Here is a 19,229-nt window from a genome sequence, read left to right as displayed (position 1 = left end):
TCTACCGCCTCATGGCTCGCCATGCCGACTGCACCAGGCCGGAGGCGAAGCAGTCGTCGTCGCCGACGCGGCGCAGGTAGTGGTCCTGCTCGAGGCGCTCGATGAAGGACACCAGCTGGTCGCGGTCGGTGATGGGTGAGCCCTCGGTCTTCAGGAACTGCAGTGTTGCGTTGACACTCAACGGGGTTGGGGCGTGGGCGTAGATGTCGAGCAGTCCGGCGATGGCGGGGGCATCGTCGCCGTAGTAGTTGCGCAGGCGGTCGCGGTAGTGCCGCAGGTCCCAGGGGTCGTGCGGATCGGTGATGGCGGTTGAGAGTAGCTCCGCGATACGGTCTGGCTTGACGGACCCTTCTCGTGCCGCGCCTGCGACCAGGTGCTGGATGTAGTACGGCACGTTCTCCGCCGCCGCTGCAATGGATTCTGCGACCTGATGTCGGTCGGTGGTCGGGACGTTCGCGCCGAGCAGCAGGCACTCGGCGAGGTAAGTGGCGTGGTCGTGGCGGATCGGGCCGACCGTGACCTTGCGGATGTCGTTGACCGAGCTGAGCGCGTCTTCCGAGACATGGTGGAAGCCAATGGAACCGGAGAGGACGGTGGCCAGGCGTCCGGAGTGTTCCTGGCGGAAGCGGCGCAGCAGGTGCAGGAACGCGTCTCCGCCGCCGGGCTTTTCGCGTTCGAGGTTGCGTGCGAGCACGGTGACCTCGTCGATGAACAGCACCAACGGGCCGTCCTTCGTGCGGGCGACGGCGCGCTGCAGCAGATCGTCGAGAGCGGCGTCGGCGCGGACCCGCTCGAACTTGAACGGCCCGGTGCCCACCGCGACCTTCCAGCGGTCGACCTCCTGGCGAAGGGCGTTGTCGACGCGGCCGAGCTCGGCGGCGAGAGCCGTGACGAACTCGGCGTAGGTCTGCCGCTCGGCGCTGACCGAGACGACGTTCAAGCCCTGCAGCCGCGCGGTGTGCGCGACGAGTCGAGCCAGGGACGTCTTGCCGTGCCGGCGATCGCCAACGAGGGCAGCGCCACCGTCGGGCAGACTGGCCAGGATTTCCTGCTGCTCGCGGACGCGGCCCACCACGTTCTCGGGCGGGACGACGCCGCCGACCACGAGGGACATGGGTCTGATGGGCCAATTCATCTGGCAATTGTACGTCGAATTAGATGTACGTCTAGATAGTTGTACGTTGGAATCGTCGTGGATTAGAAGGTCCAGCTGCCGGTCTGGCGGAGAACGAAGCCGTGATTGGTTACGGTGTTGACGCAGGCAGTCAGGCCGTCGTCGCCGACGGCGCACGTGATCTGGTACTTGACGAGTTTCTGGCCGGCGCCGAGCGTCTTGGTCTCAGCAAAGGGCGGACATCCACCGCCGTTCTTGCGGAACGCGTATTGGGGATTCTGGGCGTCAGAGGCATCGAACAAGACGCCGGGGCAACTGCCGCTGTCGTTGCCGGCGAAGGTGTCTCGATCTCGGGAGTAATCAGGGGCGGAGTTCGGCATCCCGACGATGTTGCCCACACATGATGCTGAAAGGCCGTTCAGGATGCTGCAGCGTGTTGACCCGTCGGGCGTGCTGAAGCGGACGAGATACCCCTTGCCGGGGCTGCCGTCGGCGTCGAACTGTTGCCAATCGACGGAGGTGTACTTCGAGAAGTCAGGGATTTCATGGGGCGATTCAGAAGCGGACCGGCCGGGCGACGATATGTGGCATGCGCTCGCCATCGAGACAATGAGGCCTGCCGCCGCCAGTTGGCATAGACCGCCCAATCGTGGGCTTGCCCTCGTCGCGGTAGTCATAGATCAACGCCGTCGACGTGCGACTTCGCCACTGCCATCACTCAACCGTACTTCGCTCTGTGGGTACCTCCTGGCGCAAATGTGCAGCTACCCGTAATGCGTGTTCGCATCCCAATCGGTTAGCCTGTCGAATTAACAGTTGCCTGGAGGTTTGTAATGGGTGTCGATCCGCGTACGCCGGTGATCGTGGGTGTCGGTCAGTTCACCGAGCGCCTTGAGGACCCCGACTACCGCGGCATGTCCTCGGTCGACCTCGCAGCGGCGGCCGCGCAGGCGGCACTGCAGGACACCGGAGCCGACGTCACCGCAGTTGCCGCGGCGATCGACACTGTCGCGGGCACCCGGCAGTTCGAGATCTCCGGCCACGTTCCGGCGCCGCTCGGCAAATCGAACAACTACCCGCGCTCCGTGGCGCAGCGCATCGGCGCTGATCCCGCCCGCGCCGTGCTCGAAGTCATCGGCGGGCAGAGCCCGCAACACCTGATCACCGAATTCGCCGGCGAGATCGTGGCCGGCCGCGCCGACGTCGTGATGATCATGGGGTCGGAAAACACGTCCAGCATCCGCTACTTCAAGGGTCGGGATGACAACCCCGATCACTCGGAGACCATCGACGGCCAGCTCGAGGACCGCGGCTACGGGTACGACGGCATCTTCGACGAGTACACCGTCCGGCACGGGCTGATCGGTGCGCCGGTGCAGTATGGCCTCTTGGAGAACGCCCGGCGGGCACGGCTTGGCCTGTCCGTGCAGGACTACCGACAGGCGATGGGGGAGCTGTTCGCCCCGATGTCGAAAGTCGCGGCCAAGAATCCGTATTCGTCGGCGCCGGTGGAGCGCACCGTCGACGAGCTGGTGACCGTCACCGACAAGAACCGGATGATCTGCGACCCCTACCCGCGGCTGATGGTGGCCCGCGACCAAGTGAACATGGGTGCGGCCGCATTGCTGATGTCCGTGGAGTCGGCGCGCAAACTCGGTGTGCCGGAATCCAAGTGGGTCTACTTGCGTGGTCATGCGGACATGAAGGAGCAGAAGCTGCTCGACCGTCCCGATGTCGGTGCCAGCCCGGCATCGGTACTGGCCGTACGGGAAGCGTTGCGGGTGGCCGGAATTGGAATCGATGACGTCTCGGCATTCGACCTGTACAGCTGCTTCCCGTTCCCGGTGTTCAACATCTGTGACGGCGTCGGCCTGGCGACCGACGATCCGCGGGGTCTGACATTGACCGGCGGCCTGCCGTACTTCGGCGGCCCGGGAAACAACTACTCGCTGCATGGCATCGCTGAAGCGGTCACCCGAATGCGGGAAGCCCCAGGCGAATTCGCATTGGTGGGCGCGAACGGCGGCATCGCCAGCAAGTTCTCGGTCGGCATCTATTCGACCGAGCCGGCGGACTGGGTGGCCGACAACAGCGCCGAATTGTGCGCAGAGGTCGCGTCGTGGCCGACGGTCGCCGTCACCGAGCATGCGAAAGGCCCCGCGACCATCGAGACCTACACCGTCCGATACGACTGGACTCCCAACACGGGCATCATCATCGGGCGCCTTGACGCGGATGGCAGCCGGTTCTTGGCCACCACAACGGACGTGGACCTCATGGCAGTGCTCTGCGACGGCGAGCCGCTGGGCGCAAAGATCGTCGTCACCTCGACCGACGAGGGTAATCGGGCTGTGCTGGCCTGATCTTGGTTGCCGAGATCGACGAAATGGTCGTTCTTGCAAGAGATTAGCGACCAATTCGTCAATCTCGGCGCGGGACAGAACCTCAGATCCCGAAGTCGCTCAACTTCTTCGCCAGCTTCTCGACATACGCCGACACGGTGGCCTCGTCACTGTCCGGCAACCCGAACAGCACCTCGGTCACACCGAGTTTCTTCCAGTGCGCCAGCTTGTCGGCGTCCGGCTTGAAGTCCAGCGCGACGATGGTCGGCGCACCTGAACGGCCGGCAGCGGCCCAGGTGTCCTGCAGCAGCTTGACCGGCTCGTCGATGTCGAAGTCGCGCGGCGTCGTGATCCAGCCGTCGGCCGACTTGGCGATCCACTTGAAGTTCTTCTCGGTGCCGGCCGCCCCGACCAGGATCGGGACGTGCGACTGCACGGGCTTCGGCCAGGCCCACGACGGACCGAACTTCACGAATTCGCCGTCGTACTCGGCTTCTTCCTGGGTCCACAGCGCGCGCATGGCCTCCAGGTACTCGCGCAGCATGGTGCGGCGGCGGGCCGGCGGGACGTTGTGGTCCTGGAGTTCGTCTGTGTTCCAGCCGAATCCGACGCCGACCGAGACCCGGCCGCCGGACAGATGATCCAGTGTCGCAATCGATTTCGCGAGAGTGATCGGGTCGTGCTCGACAGGCAGCGCCACCGCGGTCGACAGCCGCACCCGCGACGTCACCGATGCGGCGGAGCCGAGCGCGACCCACGGATCGAGCGTCCGCATGTAGCGGTCGTCGGGCAGCGTCTCGTCACCGGTGGTGGGGTGGGCCGCCTGGCGCTTGATCGGGATGTGCGTGTGTTCGGGCACATAGAAGGTGGTGAAGCCGTGGTCGTCGGCCAGTTTGGCGGCGGCGGCGGGCTTGATGCCGCGGTCGCTGGTGAAAAGTACGAGCCCGTAGTCCATACGGTGAATTAGAACGTGTTTCAGTATGGGGCGCAAGAGTGGGTGTCAAGAATGCCGAAGTGGGCCCATTACCTGGGAATTTCCCAAACAGCGCAGCTGCTGGACGCCCGTGAACCGATCCGGAGATAACTTCATCGCGAACGTTACCCACGACGGTGGCTGGGCTTGCTTGTTCACATGGGCCCATGACGACCGAACGCATCGCCGACCACGTCAAGTTCGCCTACTGGGTGCCCAACGTCAGCGGCGGCCTGGTGACCAGTGACATCGAGCAGCGGACCGACTGGAATTACGAGTACAACAAGAAGCTCGCGCAGACCGCGGAGAACAACGGCTTCGAGTACGCCCTCAGCCAGGTGCGGTACGAGGCCAGCTACGGCGCCGAGTATCAGCACGAGTCGACGAGCTTCAGCCTCGCGCTGCTCCTGGCAACGGAGCGGCTGAAAGTCATTGCAGCCGTTCACCCCGGCCTCTGGCAGCCGGCGGTGCTCGCGAAACTGGGAGCGACGGCCGACCACCTCTCCAACGGCCGTTTCGCCGTCAACGTCGTCTCCGGTTGGTTCAAGGACGAATTCACGCACCTGGGCGAGCCCTGGCTGGAACACGACGAGCGCTACCGCCGCAGCGCCGAATTCCTCCAGGTGCTGCGCAAGATCTGGACCGAGGACGACGTCGACTTCCGCGGCGACTTCTACCGGATCCACGACTTCACGCTGAAGCCCAAGCCGCTCAACACGGCCGAGCGCCCCAACCCGGAACTGTTCCAGGGCGGCAACTCGAGCGCGGCCCGCCGCAACGGCGGCTACTACGCCGACTGGTACTTCTCCAACGGCAAGGACTTCGACGGTGTGACCGAGCAAGTCGTCGACGTCCGCGACCACGCCCGTCAGGTTGCCCGGGAGGTCCGCTTCGGGCTGAACGGATTCATCATCGCGCGCGACACCGAGAAAGAGGCGAAAGAGGTCCTCAAGGAGATCGTCGCGAAGGCCAACCGGCCCGCCGTCGAGGGATTCCGCCAGGCCGTGCAGCAGGCCGGCAACTCCACCGGTGACAAGAAGGGCATGTGGGCGGATTCGAGCTTCGACGACCTCGTGCAGTACAACGACGGTTTTCGTACCAAGTTGATCGGAACTCCGGAACAGATCGCCGAACGGATTGCTGCCTACCGCAAACGGGGCGTGGACCTGATCCTCGGCGGCTTCCTGCATTTCCAGGAGGAAATCGAGTACTTCGGAGCCAAGGTGCTGCCGTTGGTGCGGGAAATCGAGGAGGCGGAACAGGACGCCGCGGAGGCGCCGATCCGCGTCCCGGCGTGACGCCTCGGCGAGTTTGCTCAGGACCGTCGCGGCCGGTCAGCGCGGTGCACTGCGGGTCGAACTGATGCGGGGCGACCTCAGTGAAGTGCGCTAGCGTGGTTGGTCGAGTCGACAGGTACAGGAGAGGTCATGACGTACCAGCCCGGTAACCCCGGCTACCCGCCCGCCCAGCAGCCCGGCCAGTACAGCAACCAGTACGGCGGGCCGACCCAGCAGTTCAACCGTCTGCCCGAGCAGATCCCGGCTGCGCCCGCGGCGCCGGCCGGCCCGAGCAAACTGCCGGAGTACCTGACCATCGCGGTCGCGGCGCTCGGCCTGCTCATCTTCGGCTTCAACTTCGCGCCCCAGCTGGGTGCGGGAGGCCTGGATGCGGGCACCGGCAGCATCCTGACCCAGGCGCCGATCGTCGTCGCCGTACTGGCGGCGCTGCTCGCCGGTGTCAGCCTCCTGCCCAAGCAGAAGAGCTTCAAGTCGTGGGTCGCCATCCTCGCGGTGCTGGCCCTGCTGCTGGTGATCAATGAGATCGTGCAGGCGCCCAAGGGCATCGAGGTCGAGTGGGGCCTCTATGTCGTGCTCGCGCTGTCGGTGCTGCAGGCCGGTAGCGCGGTCGGGGCGCTGCTGCTGGACGCCGGCGTCATCCAGCCGCCGGCACCGCGTCCGCAGGCCGATCCGTACAGCTACGGCGGACCGGCGCAGGGCTACAACCCGCAGGCTCAGTACTACGGCCAGCAGCCCCAGCAGCAGTACGGCCAGCAGACCGGCCAGCACTTCGGTCAGCAGGGTGGCTACCAGCCGCAGTCCCAGAACGGTCCCATCGGCGGCTACACCGGTGCACAGAGCGCGTCGCAGCACGGCGCCGACTCGGGTCCGCCGACCCCGCCGACCGGGTTCCCGGCCTTCGGTCAGCCGCAGCAGTCGGCCGGCCAGTCGTCGTCCCCGCAGCAGTCGTCGGGCCAGGGTCCGTCGGCGTCCGAGGCCTCGGCCGGATCGTCGTCGTTCACCTCGTCGCCCAGCGTTCCGGGCTCGACGGGATCCGGCTCGGAGCCGACGACGACCTTCCAGCAACCCCCGGCTCCGCAGTAATCGGGTCCGGCTTCGTCATAATCGCTAGGGCGCTCGCGGCACGCGAGTGACGACCTCGCGAGGAGTGACCCAGCTAGTGGATAACCGACCAGTCGGTACGCGTCAGGCGCGTGACCTGCTTCGGGTTGCGTTCGGCCCGTCGGGCATCGCCCTGGCGATCATCGCCGCGCTGGTGCTGATCCAGCTGGTCATCGCCAACAGCGATCTGACCGGTGCGTTCGGCGCGATGGCCAGTATGTGGCTGGGCGTGCACGGCGTCCCGGTGTCGATCGGCGGTGCCGAGCTCGGCGTGATGCCCCTGGCCCCGCTGCTGGCGATGGTCTGGGGCACGGCCCGCACCACGGCCGCGGCGACGCGGCCGGGTGCGTCCTGGTTCGTGGTCCGGTGGATCGTCGCGTCGGCGCTCGGTGGACCACTGCTGATCGCGGCGATCGCGATCGCGGTGATCCACGATGCGTCGTCGGTGCTCACCGAGCTGCAAACCCCGAGTGCCCTCCAGGCATTCGGCTGCGTCCTGGCGGTGCACGCGGTCGGCGCGGCCATCGGTGTCGGCTCGCGCCTGCAGGGACGGCTGCTGACCGATGCGCACCTGCCGGACTGGCTCCCGGAGGCGTTGCGCGGGGCCGTCGCCGGCGTGTTGGCGCTGCTCGGTCTGTCGGGATTGGTCGCGGTCGGCTCGATGGTCGTGCACTGGTCGACCATGCACGACCTCTTCGGCATCACGGATTCGGTGTTCGGCCAGCTCAGCCTGACCGTGCTGTCTGCGCTGTACATCCCGAACGTGATGGTCGGCGCCGCCGCGGTGGCCGTCGGTTCGAGCGTGCACGTCGGGTTGGCCACGTTCAGTTCTTTCACGGTCCTCGGCGGGGATGTGCCCGCCGTGCCGGTACTCGCCGCCGTGCCGTCACCTCCGCTGGGTCCGGTATGGGTGGCGCTGCTGATCATCGCGGCGGCCTCGGCCGTGGCGGTGGGCCAGCAGTGTTCGCGGCGCCCGGCCCCGTGGCCGATTGCATTCGCCAAGTTGGCGGTGGCGTCGCTCCTGGCTGCGGTGATGATGGTCCTGCTCGCGGTCGCCGGCAGCGGTCGCCTGGGCAACTTCGGTGAGCTCGGCGTCGATCAGACGACGTTCGGGCCTGCGGTTTTCCTGTGGTTCATCTCCATCGGCGGTCTCACGGTGGCCATGGCGGGCGGCCTGACCCGCCGTCCGGCCCGGCCGGCACCCGTCGCGCCGGCCCCGCCGGTTGACGAGGAACCGTACGAAGATGACGCGGCAGACGTCGTCGACGATGACGAGCCCGTGACCGAGAAGCTGATCGGTGACGTGTCGGCCGCCCCGGCGGACGGGGACGACGACTCGCACTTCGCCGGTGGCCCGGCATTCGAGCCGGCCGCCGAGACTGCGCCGGAGCCGGATGCTGAGCCCGCGCCCAAACCCGCCGAACCACGCCGGCCGGCACGTCCGGAACCGGACATGACCCCGGCGCCGGCGGAGGCCTATCAATCCGGCACCACCGATCGCATCGGTGAGCACGTCACCTTCGACCCGGACGAGGACCCTGAGGCGCATTTCGTGGTCGACGACGACGGCCACTAGGCTGCTCCCGTGCAGCTACCGGTCCATGTGCCCCCGACTGCGCCGGCGCGGCTCGTCGTCCTGGCGTCCGGGACCGGTTCGCTGCTGGAGTCTGTGCTCGCCGCAGCGGTCGGCGACTACCCGGCGCGCGTCGTCGCCGTCGGCACGGACCGTGACTGCCCGGCACTGCAGATCGGCGCGGCCGCCGGGGCGGCGACGTTCACCACGCGGCTGCGCGACCACGCCGACCGGGCCGCCTGGGATGCCGCGTTGACCGCCGCCGTCGCGGCCCACGAGCCGGACCTGGTGGTGTCGGCCGGGTTCATGAAGATCCTCGGACCTGCATTTCTGGCGCGCTTCCAGGGACGGGTGCTCAACACCCACCCGGCGCTGCTGCCGTCGTTTCCGGGCGCACACGCGGTGTCCGAGGCCCTCGCCTACGGGGTTCGCGTCACCGGCAGCACGGTGCACCTGGTCGACGACGGCACCGATACCGGACCGATCCTGGCGCAGGAGCCGGTGGCGGTACGCGACGACGATGACGAGTCGTCGCTGCATGAGCGGATCAAAGTCGTCGAACGACGACTGTTGGTAGATGTGATCGCCGCGGTGGCCCTCCGCGGTGTGACGTGGAGTGGGCGAAAGGCGGCCATCGGGTGCCGCGGTGAGGAGCAATAGGATGACGCGACGACCGATTCGGCGCGCGCTGATCAGCGTGTACGACAAGACCGGCCTGGCCGAGCTGGCCCGCGGGCTGCACGAGGCCGGGGTGACCCTGGTGTCGACCGGTTCGACAGCGAAAACCATTGCTGCCGAGGGTATCCCGGTGACTCCGGTCGAAGAGGTCACCGGTTTCCCGGAGGTGCTGGACGGCCGGGTCAAGACGCTGCACCCGCGCGTGCACGCCGGTCTGCTGGCCGACACCCGCAAGGCCGAGCACCTCGCCGCGCTCGATGAGCTCGGGGTCGAGGCGTTCGAACTCGTTGTGGTGAACCTGTATCCGTTCACGCAGACCGTGGCGTCGGGCGCCTCCGAGGACGAGTGCGTCGAGCAGATCGACATCGGCGGCCCGTCGATGGTCCGTGCTGCGGCCAAGAACCACCCCAGCGTCGCCGTCGTCGTCGACCCGCTGGGGTACGACGGTGTGCTGGCCGCCGTCCGGGATGGCGGTTTCACGCTCGAAGAGCGGAAGAAGTTGGCGTCGTTGGCTTTCCGTCACACCGCCGAGTACGACGTGGCCGTCGCATCCTGGATGGGTTCGGTGCTGGTGCCCGGCGACGACGAGGCATCCGCCGCCGGTATGCCCGCGTGGCTCGGTTCGACATGGCGTCGCACCGACGTGCTGCGCTACGGCGAGAACCCGCACCAGAAGGCGGCGCTCTACAGCGACGACGCCGGCTGGCCGGGGCTGGCCCAGGCCGAGCAGCTGCACGGAAAAGAGATGTCCTACAACAACTACACCGACGCCGACGCGGCGTGGCGGGCGGCGTTCGACCACGAGGACATCTGCGTGGCGATCATCAAGCACGCCAACCCGTGTGGCATTGCGGTGTCGTCGATCTCGGTTGCCGATGCGCACCGCAAGGCTCACGAGTGCGACCCGCTGAGCGCGTTCGGTGGTGTCATCGCGGCCAACACGGCCGTGACCGAGGAGATGGCCGAGACCGTCGCGGACATCTTCACCGAGGTGATCGTCGCTCCCGCCTTCGAGCCGGGCGCCGTCGAAATCCTGAGCCGCAAGAAGAACATTCGCATCCTGGTGGCGAGCGAACCGCAGCCCGGCGGCACCGAGTTCCGTCAGGTCAGCGGTGGCCTGCTGGTGCAGCAGCGTGACGCGCTCGATGCCGCGGGTGACGACCCGCTGAACTGGACCCTGGCGACCGGCAGCCCGGCGGACCCGGAGACGTTGGCCGACTTGGTGTTTGCCTGGCGCGCGTGCCGCGCGGTGAAGTCGAACGCCATCGTGGTCGCTGCCAACGGCGCCACCGTCGGCGTCGGCATGGGCCAGGTGAACCGCGTCGACGCGGCGCGGCTGGCGGTCGAGCGGGGCGGTGACCGCGTCAAGGGCGCCGTCGCTGCCTCCGACGCGTTCTTCCCGTTCCCGGACGGTTTGCAGACCCTGACCAACGCCGGCGTGAAAGCCATTGTGCACCCGGGTGGTTCGGTCCGTGACGACGAAGTGACCGCGGCCGCCGCGGCTGCGGGCATCACGCTGTACCTGACCGGGGCGCGGCACTTCGCCCACTAGATTCACAGGCTGATGGCCAGGTTCGCACGGAGATGCTCCGTGCAAACCTGGCCATTGGCCGTTCAGAGGCTGAGCAGCGCTGCAGTGTCGCGAGGGGCCACGGCATCATCCATGCGGGACTGCCAGGAGGCGGCCCAGCGCTCGGGGAAGCACCGCTGCAGGAGGCCGAGCATGATCGGCACGGCGGTCGAGGCTCCCGGAGAGGCGCCCAGCAGTCCTGCGATGGTGCCGTCGGCCGACGTGACGAGCTCGGTTCCCGATTGCAACACGCCGACGCGCTTCGGGTCCGGTGTGACGAGCTGAGCCCGCTGTCCGGCCGGTATCAGCTCCCAGTCGCCGGGGTCGGCCTCCGGGTAGAACCGTTGCAGCTGTTTGATCTTGCCGCTGAGCGGGGTGAGCAACTCGCCGATCAGATAGCGCACCAGGGTCAGGCTCTGCAGGGCCGCGGCGGCCAGCACATGCAGGTTGTGCCACCGCAGTGTGGTGAAGAAGTCGGTGAGCCTGCCGCCTTTGAGCAGCTTGGTGCTGAACGTCGCATACGGGCCGAACATGAGGTAGCCCTTGCCGTCGACGACGCGTTTGTCCAAGTGCGGCACCGACATCGGCGGGGCGCCTATCGCCGCCTGGCCATACACCTTGGCATCGTGTCGTGCGACGACGTCGGGTTGCGCGCACCGCAGGAACGCTGCGCCGACGGGCAGCACACCGTAGCCGCGGACCTCGGGAACGTGCGCGCGCTGCAGCAGCCGCAGGGCGAACCCGCCGGCTCCGACGAACACGTGGCGCGCCCTCAGCTGAAACCTGTTGTGCGACCCTGTACGTCGGCCGCCGACCAACCAGGTGCCGTCCGGGTCCTGGCGTAGCCGGCGCACCTCATGGCCGAGGCGGACCTCGCCGCCGTTCGAGGTGATGATGCGGGTCAGTCCGTGGGTGAGCGCTCCGAAGTCGACATCGGTGCCGCCGGGGTGGCGGGTCGCCGCAATCGGTTGCGCCGGATCGCGGCCGGCCATCACCAGCGGTGCCCATGCCGCGATGGTCGCGGGGTCGTCGCTGAATTCCAGATCGGCGAAAAGCGGATCGGCGCTGAGGGTTTCGAATCGGCGCCGGAGGTAGGCCACATCGTGGTCACCGAACACCACGTCCATGTGCGGCGTGCCGTGGACGAAAGTCGCCGGGTCCAGCAGGCCCTGCTGGACCAGATGTGCCCACCAGCGGCGGGACAACTGGAACTGTGCGGCGATCTGCGTGGGCGCGCTGCCGTCTTCGGGATCGGGCATGTAGTTGAGTTCGCAGTAGCCGGAGTGGCCCGTGCCGGCGTTGTTCCACGGCCCGCTGCTCTCCGTGGCGATGTCGGATGCCCGCTCCACCAACACAATGCGCCACTGTGGTTCCAATGTGCTGATCATGGCGCCCAGGGTGGCAGACATGATGCCGCCACCGATGAGGACGACGTCGGCGACTTCCGGTTCAACGGTGTTCATGGTTGCTCCTTGTCTCGTTACTCCAGCATCACCCCCGAGAATTTGATCCGTCCAATGAATGTTCTGGCGATTATCATCCGAATATGGATCAATGGATGAGTCTGCTCGCGCCGCAGCTTCGGGCGCTCGAAGAGCTCGACTCCCAGGGCGGACACATGACCCGTGCCGCCGACAGCCTGGGTATTCCGCAGTCATCGATGAGTCGGCGCATCCACGCCTTGGAGAAGATGCTCGGCGTCCGGCTGCTCACTCAGGAGGGGCGGACGGTGCGCCTGACACCGGTCGCGGTGCAGCTTGCCGAACAGTCACGGCGCCCGTTGCGCGAGCTCGAAGCGACGGTCGAGACGATCGCGGGCGAAGCCGACCCCGAGCACGGGACCATCCGGTTAGGCTTCCCCCTGACGATGGGGGCCGGCGTGGTGCCGAACCTGGTCACCGAATTCCACCGGCGCGCACCGGGAATCCGGCTGCAGATGAAGCAGGCGCACGGCAGTGAACTCGCCGCGGATCTGAAGGCCGGGACACTCGACGTCGCCGTGGTGATCCCGCCGCCCGACGGCGTCGAACATGTGGTGATCGGCGGACAACACATCCGGGCCGTGTTACCGGCGGCCCATCCGCTCGCGGCCCGTCGTCGTCTTCGGCTGGACGAACTGCGCGACGAGACCTTCATCGCCAACCCGGCCAGCTATCACCTGCGTCAGGCGACGGAAAGCTGGTGCCGTGACGCGGGTTTCGTTCCGCACGTGCCCGTGGAGATCACCGAATTCTCGACCATCCGCGAGCTGGTCGGCCGGGGGATGGGCATCGCGCTGCTGCCGCACGACGAGCACACCTCACGCAAGGTCCGGGAAATCCCGTTGACGCCCAACAACTATCAGCGACAGATCGCGCTGGCGTGGGCGCCGACCGCCGGCACTCCCGCAGCGCGCAGACTGCTGGCCTTCCTGCGTACGGAGTGGGCGGCCAAGGCCGCCCACAACCGCTGACGCCGCGTGAATCAGGACGCGACCTCGCCGGACTGCTGCGTGGTCGTGGCGTATTCGAAGAAGTCGACGATCTCGTCGACGGCCTTGCGGGCGTCCGGGTTGACGTCGAAGCTCAGCTGGAACATGTGCATCGCCTTGTCCCACACCTGAACCCACGCCTGCGCACCCGCCGCCCGCAACGCGTCGGCGAGCGCGAACGAGTCGTTGCGCAGCATCTCGTTGTTGCCGACCTGCAGGAGCGTCGGTCCCAGGCCGTGCAGATCGGCCTCGGTCGGCATCTCGGGCACCGGGTGCGTGCCGTTCTTGGTCGCGAAGACGTCGTAGAGGTACTTCACCGCCATGAACGGGAACAGCACGTCGCGGTGTTCGAGCATCGCGTTGTACTTCAAGTTCATGTCGGACGACGTCAGCGGCGACAGCAAAATCTGGCCGGCGGGTACCTGCAGGCCCGCGTCCCGCGCCGCGAGCGCCGTGCCGGTCGCGATCAGGCCGCCGGCGGAGTCGCCCGCGAAGACGATCTTCTTCGCGTCGACGCCCGCGCCCAGCACCATGCGGTAGGCGCACACGCCGTCGGCGATGGCGTCCTCGATCAGCGCCTGCGGCGCCAGTCGATAGCCGACGTTCAGGACCCGGGCGCCGGTCGCGGCCGAGAGCTTGCTGGCCCACCGCCGGTGCGAGTTCAGCCCGAGGGTGATCAGCGCCGAACCGTGGAAGTAGATGATCACGCGATCGGAACCCTGGGCACGCGGCGCGACGATCCATTCGGCGTCGCAGTCGTCGAGCTTGATCGGCGTCACCGTGGTGCCGGGCAGGGCGCGGAACGCGCGGAAGGGCCCGTCGATGATGTCGTAGCGGCCGCGCTGGACCAGCTCCGGATAGAACCGGTTGACCACCAGGCCGATGAGCGTGAGCAGGGCGATTACCGGTCGGACGAACACCGCGGTGAGCCCGCCGAGCAGTCGGCTCTGCCACGCGGCGGGGCCGAACTCGAGGTCGGTGGGGCGGTGCGTCCAGTCGAGCGAGTTCACGATACCGAGGGTACTGGGTAAAGCTCCGGAGCCCAAGGGGCTGCCGCTCACCGTGCACCGTCGTAGCGTGGAGGTCGTGACATCACCTAACGACCTTCCAGCCGACCTGCCGCGGACCGTCGGCGAGCTCAAGGCCTCGGGCCACCGTGAGCGGGGCATCAAGACCGAGATTCGCGAGAACCTGCTGGCAGCGCTGGCTGACGGCAAGGACGTCTGGCCCGGCATCTTCGGCTTCGAGGACACCGTCCTGCCGCAACTGGAGCGCGCGCTGATCGCCGGACACGACGTCGTGCTGCTCGGTGAACGCGGCCAGGGCAAGACCCGTCTGCTGCGCGGTCTGGTCGGTCTGCTGGACGAGTGGACGCCCGTCATCGCGGGCTCGGAGCTGGGCGAGCACCCGTACTCGCCGATCACGCCCGAGTCGATCCGCCGGGCCGCGGATTCCGGCGACGACCTGCCGGTCACCTGGCAACACCGCAGCGAGCGCTACTTCGAGAAGCTGGCGACGCCCGACACCAGCGTCGCCGACCTCGTCGGTGACATCGACCCCATCAAGGTGGCCGAGGGGCGGAGTCTGGGTGACCCGGAAACCATCGCCTACGGCCTCATCCCGCGGGCGCACCGCGGCATCGTCGCGATCAACGAGCTGCCCGACCTCGCCGAGCGCATCCAGGTCGCCATGCTCAACGTGATGGAGGAGCGGGATATCCAGGTGCGCGGCTACACGTTGCGCCTGCCGCTGGACGTGCTCGTGGTGGCCAGCGCCAACCCCGAGGACTACACCAACCGTGGCCGCATCATCACGCCGCTGAAGGACCGCTTCGGCGCCGAGATCCGCACCCACTACCCGCTCGAGCTCGACGCGGAGGTCGGCGTCATCAGGCAGGAAGCGCACCTGGCTGCCGAGGTCCCGGAGTACCTGCTGCAGATCCTGGCCCGGTTCGCCCGGTACCTGCGCGAGTCGCAGTCGATCGATCAGCGGTCGGGCGTCTCGGCCCGCTTCGCCATCGCGGCGGCCGAGACCGTCGGCGCCGCGGCCCAGCACCGCTCCGCGATTCTGGGTGAACAGGATCCGGTCGCGCGCGTGGTCGATCTGCAGACCATCATCGGCGTCCTACGCGGCAAGCTGGAATTCGAATCCGGTGAGGAAGGCCGCGAACAGGCCGTCCTGGAGCACCTGCTGCGGCGCGCGACGGCGGACACCGCGCAGCGGCTGCTCGGCGGCATCGACGTCGGTTCGTTGGTCGCCGCGGTGGAAGGCGATTCACCGGTCACGACGGGCGAGCGGGTGTCGGCCAAGGACGTCCTGGCCGCGCTGCCGGACCTGCCGGTGATCGATGCCATCGCCGACCGGCTGGGCGCGCAGTCCGACGGCGAGCGGGCGGCGGCCGTCGAACTGGCGCTGGAAGCGCTGTATCTGGCCAAGCGCATCGACAAGACCTCCGACGACGGCGAAACGGTATATGGCTAACCACCTCTCGCGGTACTCGCGCTACACCGGCGGGCCCGACCCGCTGGCGCCTCCCGTCGACCTGCGGGAGGCGCTGGAGCAGATCGGGCAGGACGTCATGGAGGGCGCGTCGCCCCGGCGCGCACTCTCCGAGTTGCTGCGCCGTGGCACCCAGAACATGCGCGGCGCCGACCGACTGGCCGCCGAGGCCAACCGGCGTCGTCGGGAGTTGCTGTCGCGCAACAACCTTGACGGCACCCTGCAGGAGATCAAAAAGCTGCTCGACGAAGCGGTGCTCGCCGAGCGCAAGGAACTGGCCCGGGCGCTCGACGACGACGCACGGTTCGGTGAACTGCAGTTGGAGTCGTTGTCGCCGTCACCGGCCAAAGCAGTTCAGGAGCTGTCCGAATACGACTGGCGATCGGCCGAAGCCCGGCAGAAGTACGAGCAGATCAAGGATCTGCTGGGCCGGGAGATGCTGGACCAGCGATTCGCCGGCATGAAAGATGCGCTGCAGAACGCCACCGACGAGGACCGTCAAGCCGTCAATGACATGCTCGACGACCTGAACAACCTGCTGGAGAAGCACGCCAACGGCGAAGACACCCAACAGGATTTCCAGGATTTCATGGCCAAGCACGGCCAGTTCTTTCCCGAGAATCCACAGAACGTCGACGAACTGCTGGACTCCCTGGCCAAGCGGGCCGCCGCCGCGCAGCGGTTCCGCAACAGCCTCTCACCCGACCAACGCGCCGAGTTGGATGCGTTGGCGCAGCAGGCATTCGGGTCGCCGTCGTTGATGAACGCACTCGACCGACTCGATGCCAACCTGCAGGCCGCCCGCCCGGGTGAGGACTGGACCGGCGAGCGGAATTTCACCGGAAACAACCCGCTGGGCATGGGGGAGGCCGCACAGGCGATGGAGGACATCGCCGAGCTGGAGCAACTGGCGGAACAACTTTCGCAGAGTTACGCCGGTGCCCAGATGGACGACGTCGATCTGGACATGCTCGCCCGGCAATTGGGAGGCGAGGCCGCCGTCGATGCCCGCGCCCTCGCGGAACTGGAACGCACCCTGATGAACCAGGGCTTCCTGGACCGCGGTTCCGACGGGCAGTGGCGGTTGTCGCCCAAGGCGATGCGGCAGTTGGGTCAGGCAGCGCTCCGCGACGTGGCGCAACAGCTTTCCGGCCGTCACGGCGAGCGGGACACCCGTCGCGCCGGCGCCGCGGGCGAACTGACCGGGGCCACCCGGCCGTGGCAGTTCGGCGATACCGAGCCGTGGAACGTCACCCGCACCTTGACCAATGCAGTACTGCGACAGGCGGGTACGGGTCAGGACGGGCCGTTGCGCATCACCGTCGACGATGTGGAGATCTCGGAGACCGAGACCCGCACCCAGGCTGTGGTGGCGCTGTTGGTGGACACCTCGTTCTCGATGGTCATGGAGAACCGGTGGCTCCCGATGAAGCGCACCGCCCTGGCGCTCAACCACCTGGTCAGCACCCGGTTCCGGTCAGATGCGTTGCAGATCATCGCTTTCGGTCGCCATGCCCGCACTGTCTCGGCGGCCGAACTGACGGGGCTGGAAGGCGTCTACGAACAGGGCACCAACCTGCACCACGCGCTGTTGCTCGCCGGCCGGCATCTGCGGCGTCATCCCAACGCCCAGCCGGTCGTCCTCGTCGTCACCGACGGCGAGCCCACGGCCCACCTCGAGCAGTACCGCAACGGGACCGAGACGTTCTTCGACTACCCGCCGCACCCGCGCACCATCGCCTTCACGGTGCGCAGCTTCGACGAGGTGGCCCGGCTGGGCGCGCAGATCACGATCTTCCGGTTGGGCAGCGATCCCGGCCTGGCGCGGTTCATCGATCAGGTGGCCCGGCGCGTCGAAGGCCGCGTCGTCGTGCCCGAGCTCGACGGGCTGGGCGCCGCGGTCGTTGGTGACTACCTCCGCTCGCGGCGCCGGCGTCGGTAACCACTCCACGGCGGGGTAACCACCTCACGCGGGGGTAACCACTTCACGCGAGGGTAACCACTTCACCGCGAGCGGCCGTGTTTGTACCGCGACACGCTGTCGAGCCTGTGCCGGATGCGGCCGTTCACCGCCCGCGAGCGGCCCCAAAGTGCACGCCAACTGCGGCGTGTTGCGTACAAACACGGCCGCTCGCGGGAATGAGAGCTGGCGGGAAGTGAGCTAAGTGGTCGGCGGCTTGCGCTTCTTGCACTTGATGCCGACGCGGCCCCACAGCGAGAAGCCGCGGATGGTGACGCGCGGGGCGCCGGGTGTGCCCTGCTGACCGAGGTGGTCGAACGCGCCCATGACGCCGACGCCGTGCACGTCGACGTTGACCTCGGGCGGGAGCAGGATGGTCTGCCCGCCGAAGATCGAGTAGGAGTGGATCTCGACGTCCGGCGAGGTGAAATCGGCGTAGCGCAGATCGATGACACCGCCACCGAACAACGAGAACGACGTCAGCCGCTGCGGCACATTCCAGCGGCCCCGGCGCTCGAATCCGCTCATGATGGCCAGCAGCAGCGTCGACGGCGCGGGGTGGCATTCGCCGCCCGCTTCCCACGGCGCGGTGGTGATGTACGGCAGATCGTCGCTCAATTTCGACAGCTCGGCGTACGTCTGCGCCGAGTAGGCGCGGTTGAGCCGGTCCTCGTATTCGGACATGGGCAGGCGTCCCTGCGCGGCCGCGTCGCTGAGGAGGTGAGCGACCTGTATCCGGTCGGTATCGACGACGCGCATCTGTGCGCGCGAACCTGGGGTGCTCATCAACTCGAGCCTACGACGATCACAGGGACTTGCAAGGCTGATGTTGCAAACTGTGGCCGCATCGATGTCGGATCCGTTACGGGATGTGGATCACTTATTCCAGTTCGGCTGCCGCTTCTGGAGGAAGGCCAGCATGCCTTCCCGGGCCTCGTCGGAGACGAACAACTCCGCCGACTGCTTGGCCAGCTTCTCGGCGTCGCGGTCGAAATCGGCCAGGATCGATGCCGTGGTCAGCGCCTTGGATGTGGCCAGACCCTGCGGTGAACCCTTGGTGATCTCGTCCGTCAGCTTCGCCACGGTCGCCGGCACGTCGTCGGTCGCGACGGTCACCAGGCCGATCCGCTCGGCTTCCTCGGCACCGAACTTCTCGCCGGTGACGAAGTAGCGGCCGGCCGCGCGGGCCGTCAGCTTCGGCAGCAGCGTCAGGGAGATGATCGACGGCGCCACCCCGATCCGGGCCTCGGTGAGGGCGAAGGTGCTCGCAGCGCCGGCGACCACCAGGTCGCAGGCGCCGATCAGCCCCATGCCGCCGGCCCGGACGTGACCGTCGATCGCGGCGATCACCGGAACCGGCAGCTCCAGGATCGACCGCAGCAACCGGGCTGCCTCCAGTGCGCGGGCGGTGGCCAGGTCTCCCGGATCGCGCCCGGCCGCCTCGCTGAGGTCGGCCCCGGCGCAGAAGGTGCCGCCGGTGTGGCCGAGGACCACGACGCGCACCCCCGGATCATCAGCGGCGTCGGTGAGGCCCTGCCGCAACTGGTCCACCAGCGCGGTCGACATCGCATTGCGGTTGTGCGGTGAGTCCAGCGTCAACCGGGCGACACCGTTGTCGACGGAGTAGTGGACCAGTGCGGTCATGAGACTT

General features: G+C 67.6%; 16 protein-coding genes. 9 read left to right on the top strand and 7 right to left on the bottom strand.

The features are described 5' to 3' along the window. Position 1: 1 nt before the first annotated feature. Both ACJH6I_RS24610 and ACJH6I_RS24605 read right to left on the bottom strand, forming a co-directional pair. Positions 2-1,114, bottom strand: a complete 1,113-nt coding sequence (locus tag ACJH6I_RS24610; protein ID WP_318987242.1) for an ATP-binding protein — start codon at positions 1,112-1,114, stop codon at positions 2-4. Between the two features lie 83 nt (positions 1,115-1,197). Next, positions 1,198-1,791 carry a hypothetical protein gene (locus ACJH6I_RS24605; protein WP_318987229.1) on the bottom strand — a complete coding sequence of 198 codons (594 nt, stop codon included), beginning with the start codon at positions 1,789-1,791 and terminating at the stop codon, positions 1,198-1,200. A gap of 156 nt (positions 1,792-1,947) precedes the next feature. Between ACJH6I_RS24605 and ACJH6I_RS24600 the strand changes: the two genes are divergently transcribed. Further along, entirely contained in the window at positions 1,948-3,477 is a 1,530-nt protein-coding gene (locus tag ACJH6I_RS24600) for an acetyl-CoA acetyltransferase (RefSeq protein WP_318987230.1), read from the top strand. Positions 3,478-3,559: 82 nt separating this feature from the next. Here the strand turns inward: ACJH6I_RS24600 and ACJH6I_RS24595 are convergent, their stop codons facing one another. Further along, on the bottom strand, positions 3,560-4,411 hold the full coding sequence (locus ACJH6I_RS24595) for an LLM class F420-dependent oxidoreductase (RefSeq protein WP_212812984.1): 852 nt from the start codon (positions 4,409-4,411) through the stop codon (positions 3,560-3,562). Positions 4,412-4,596: 185 nt separating this feature from the next. On the opposite strand from ACJH6I_RS24595, the gene sfnG reads away from it, so the two are divergent. From sfnG to purH, 5 genes are all read left to right on the top strand, one after another. Beyond that, a complete protein-coding gene (gene sfnG, locus ACJH6I_RS24590) occupies positions 4,597-5,727 on the top strand; it encodes a dimethylsulfone monooxygenase SfnG (RefSeq protein ID WP_212812982.1) in 1,131 nt (376 codons plus the stop codon). 129 nt (positions 5,728-5,856) lie between these two features. After that, entirely contained in the window at positions 5,857-6,810 is a 954-nt protein-coding gene (locus ACJH6I_RS24585) for a DUF5336 domain-containing protein (protein ID WP_406784705.1), read from the top strand. A gap of 76 nt (positions 6,811-6,886) precedes the next feature. Then, the gene (locus ACJH6I_RS24580) at positions 6,887-8,404 is read left to right on the top strand and encodes a DUF6350 family protein (protein WP_406784704.1); all 1,518 of its coding nucleotides are present in this window, start codon (positions 6,887-6,889) and stop codon (positions 8,402-8,404) included. Positions 8,405-8,413: 9 nt separating this feature from the next. Further along, the gene (purN, locus tag ACJH6I_RS24575; protein WP_212812979.1) at positions 8,414-9,061 is read left to right on the top strand and encodes a phosphoribosylglycinamide formyltransferase; all 648 of its coding nucleotides are present in this window, start codon (positions 8,414-8,416) and stop codon (positions 9,059-9,061) included. A gap of 1 nt (position 9,062) precedes the next feature. Further along, positions 9,063-10,631: a bifunctional phosphoribosylaminoimidazolecarboxamide formyltransferase/IMP cyclohydrolase gene (gene purH, locus ACJH6I_RS24570; protein WP_073694331.1), complete on the top strand. Its 1,569-nt coding sequence runs from the start codon at positions 9,063-9,065 to the stop codon at positions 10,629-10,631. Between the two features lie 62 nt (positions 10,632-10,693). Here purH and ACJH6I_RS24565 read toward each other — a convergent pair whose 3' ends face one another. Continuing rightward, positions 10,694-12,112 carry a malate:quinone oxidoreductase gene (locus ACJH6I_RS24565; RefSeq protein ID WP_406784703.1) on the bottom strand — a complete coding sequence of 473 codons (1,419 nt, stop codon included), beginning with the start codon at positions 12,110-12,112 and terminating at the stop codon, positions 10,694-10,696. A gap of 83 nt (positions 12,113-12,195) precedes the next feature. Here ACJH6I_RS24565 and ACJH6I_RS24560 point away from each other — a divergent pair, with 83 nt between their 5' ends. Further along, positions 12,196-13,101: a LysR family transcriptional regulator gene (locus ACJH6I_RS24560; protein ID WP_406784702.1), complete on the top strand. Its 906-nt coding sequence runs from the start codon at positions 12,196-12,198 to the stop codon at positions 13,099-13,101. 11 nt (positions 13,102-13,112) lie between these two features. Here ACJH6I_RS24560 and ACJH6I_RS24555 read toward each other — a convergent pair whose 3' ends face one another. Then, positions 13,113-14,129 carry an alpha/beta hydrolase gene (locus tag ACJH6I_RS24555; RefSeq protein ID WP_318987236.1) on the bottom strand — a complete coding sequence of 339 codons (1,017 nt, stop codon included), beginning with the start codon at positions 14,127-14,129 and terminating at the stop codon, positions 13,113-13,115. A 76-nt stretch (positions 14,130-14,205) separates the two neighbouring features. On the opposite strand from ACJH6I_RS24555, the gene ACJH6I_RS24550 reads away from it, so the two are divergent. Both ACJH6I_RS24550 and ACJH6I_RS24545 read left to right on the top strand, forming a co-directional pair. Further along, a complete protein-coding gene (locus ACJH6I_RS24550) occupies positions 14,206-15,600 on the top strand; it encodes a sigma 54-interacting transcriptional regulator (protein WP_133426621.1) in 1,395 nt (464 codons plus the stop codon). Next, the gene (locus ACJH6I_RS24545) at positions 15,593-17,560 is read left to right on the top strand and encodes a VWA domain-containing protein (protein ID WP_406784701.1); all 1,968 of its coding nucleotides are present in this window, start codon (positions 15,593-15,595) and stop codon (positions 17,558-17,560) included. Before ACJH6I_RS24550 ends, ACJH6I_RS24545 begins: the two co-directional genes overlap by 8 nt. A gap of 219 nt (positions 17,561-17,779) precedes the next feature. On the opposite strand, the gene ACJH6I_RS24540 is transcribed toward ACJH6I_RS24545, so the two are convergent. Further along, a complete protein-coding gene (locus ACJH6I_RS24540; RefSeq protein ID WP_133426623.1) occupies positions 17,780-18,364 on the bottom strand; it encodes a DUF1707 domain-containing protein in 585 nt (194 codons plus the stop codon). A gap of 90 nt (positions 18,365-18,454) precedes the next feature. Next, positions 18,455-19,222: an enoyl-CoA hydratase family protein gene (locus ACJH6I_RS24535; protein WP_212812963.1), complete on the bottom strand. Its 768-nt coding sequence runs from the start codon at positions 19,220-19,222 to the stop codon at positions 18,455-18,457. Positions 19,223-19,229 lie beyond the last annotated feature (7 nt).

The organism is Mycobacterium sp. SMC-13, assembly GCF_045311035.1.
Taxonomy (GTDB): Bacteria; Actinomycetota; Actinomycetes; order Mycobacteriales; family Mycobacteriaceae; genus Mycobacterium.
Note: the sequence above shows the minus strand (reverse complement) of the source record. Positions and strands in the feature narration are given on the sequence as shown.

Bases quoted from the DNA above. Each gene is read 5' to 3' on its own strand.
- ACJH6I_RS24610 (WP_318987242.1), bottom strand. From the start codon at position 1,114: ATGTCCCTCGTGGTCGGCGGCGTCGTCCCGCCCGAGAACGTGGTGGGC.
- ACJH6I_RS24605 (WP_318987229.1), bottom strand. From the start codon at position 1,791: ATGACTACCGCGACGAGGGCAAGCCCACGATTGGGCGGTCTATGCCAA.
- ACJH6I_RS24600 (WP_318987230.1), top strand. From the start codon at position 1,948: ATGGGTGTCGATCCGCGTACGCCGGTGATCGTGGGTGTCGGTCAGTTC.
- ACJH6I_RS24595 (WP_212812984.1), bottom strand. From the start codon at position 4,411: ATGGACTACGGGCTCGTACTTTTCACCAGCGACCGCGGCATCAAGCCC.
- sfnG (WP_212812982.1), top strand. From the start codon at position 4,597: ATGACGACCGAACGCATCGCCGACCACGTCAAGTTCGCCTACTGGGTG.
- ACJH6I_RS24585 (WP_406784705.1), top strand. From the start codon at position 5,857: ATGACGTACCAGCCCGGTAACCCCGGCTACCCGCCCGCCCAGCAGCCC.
- purH (WP_073694331.1), top strand. From the start codon at position 9,063: ATGACGCGACGACCGATTCGGCGCGCGCTGATCAGCGTGTACGACAAG.
- ACJH6I_RS24565 (WP_406784703.1), bottom strand. From the start codon at position 12,112: ATGAACACCGTTGAACCGGAAGTCGCCGACGTCGTCCTCATCGGTGGC.
- ACJH6I_RS24560 (WP_406784702.1), top strand. From the start codon at position 12,196: ATGGATCAATGGATGAGTCTGCTCGCGCCGCAGCTTCGGGCGCTCGAA.
- ACJH6I_RS24545 (WP_406784701.1), top strand. From the start codon at position 15,593: ATGGCTAACCACCTCTCGCGGTACTCGCGCTACACCGGCGGGCCCGAC.
- ACJH6I_RS24540 (WP_133426623.1), bottom strand. From the start codon at position 18,364: ATGAGCACCCCAGGTTCGCGCGCACAGATGCGCGTCGTCGATACCGAC.
- ACJH6I_RS24535 (WP_212812963.1), bottom strand. From the start codon at position 19,222: ATGACCGCACTGGTCCACTACTCCGTCGACAACGGTGTCGCCCGGTTG.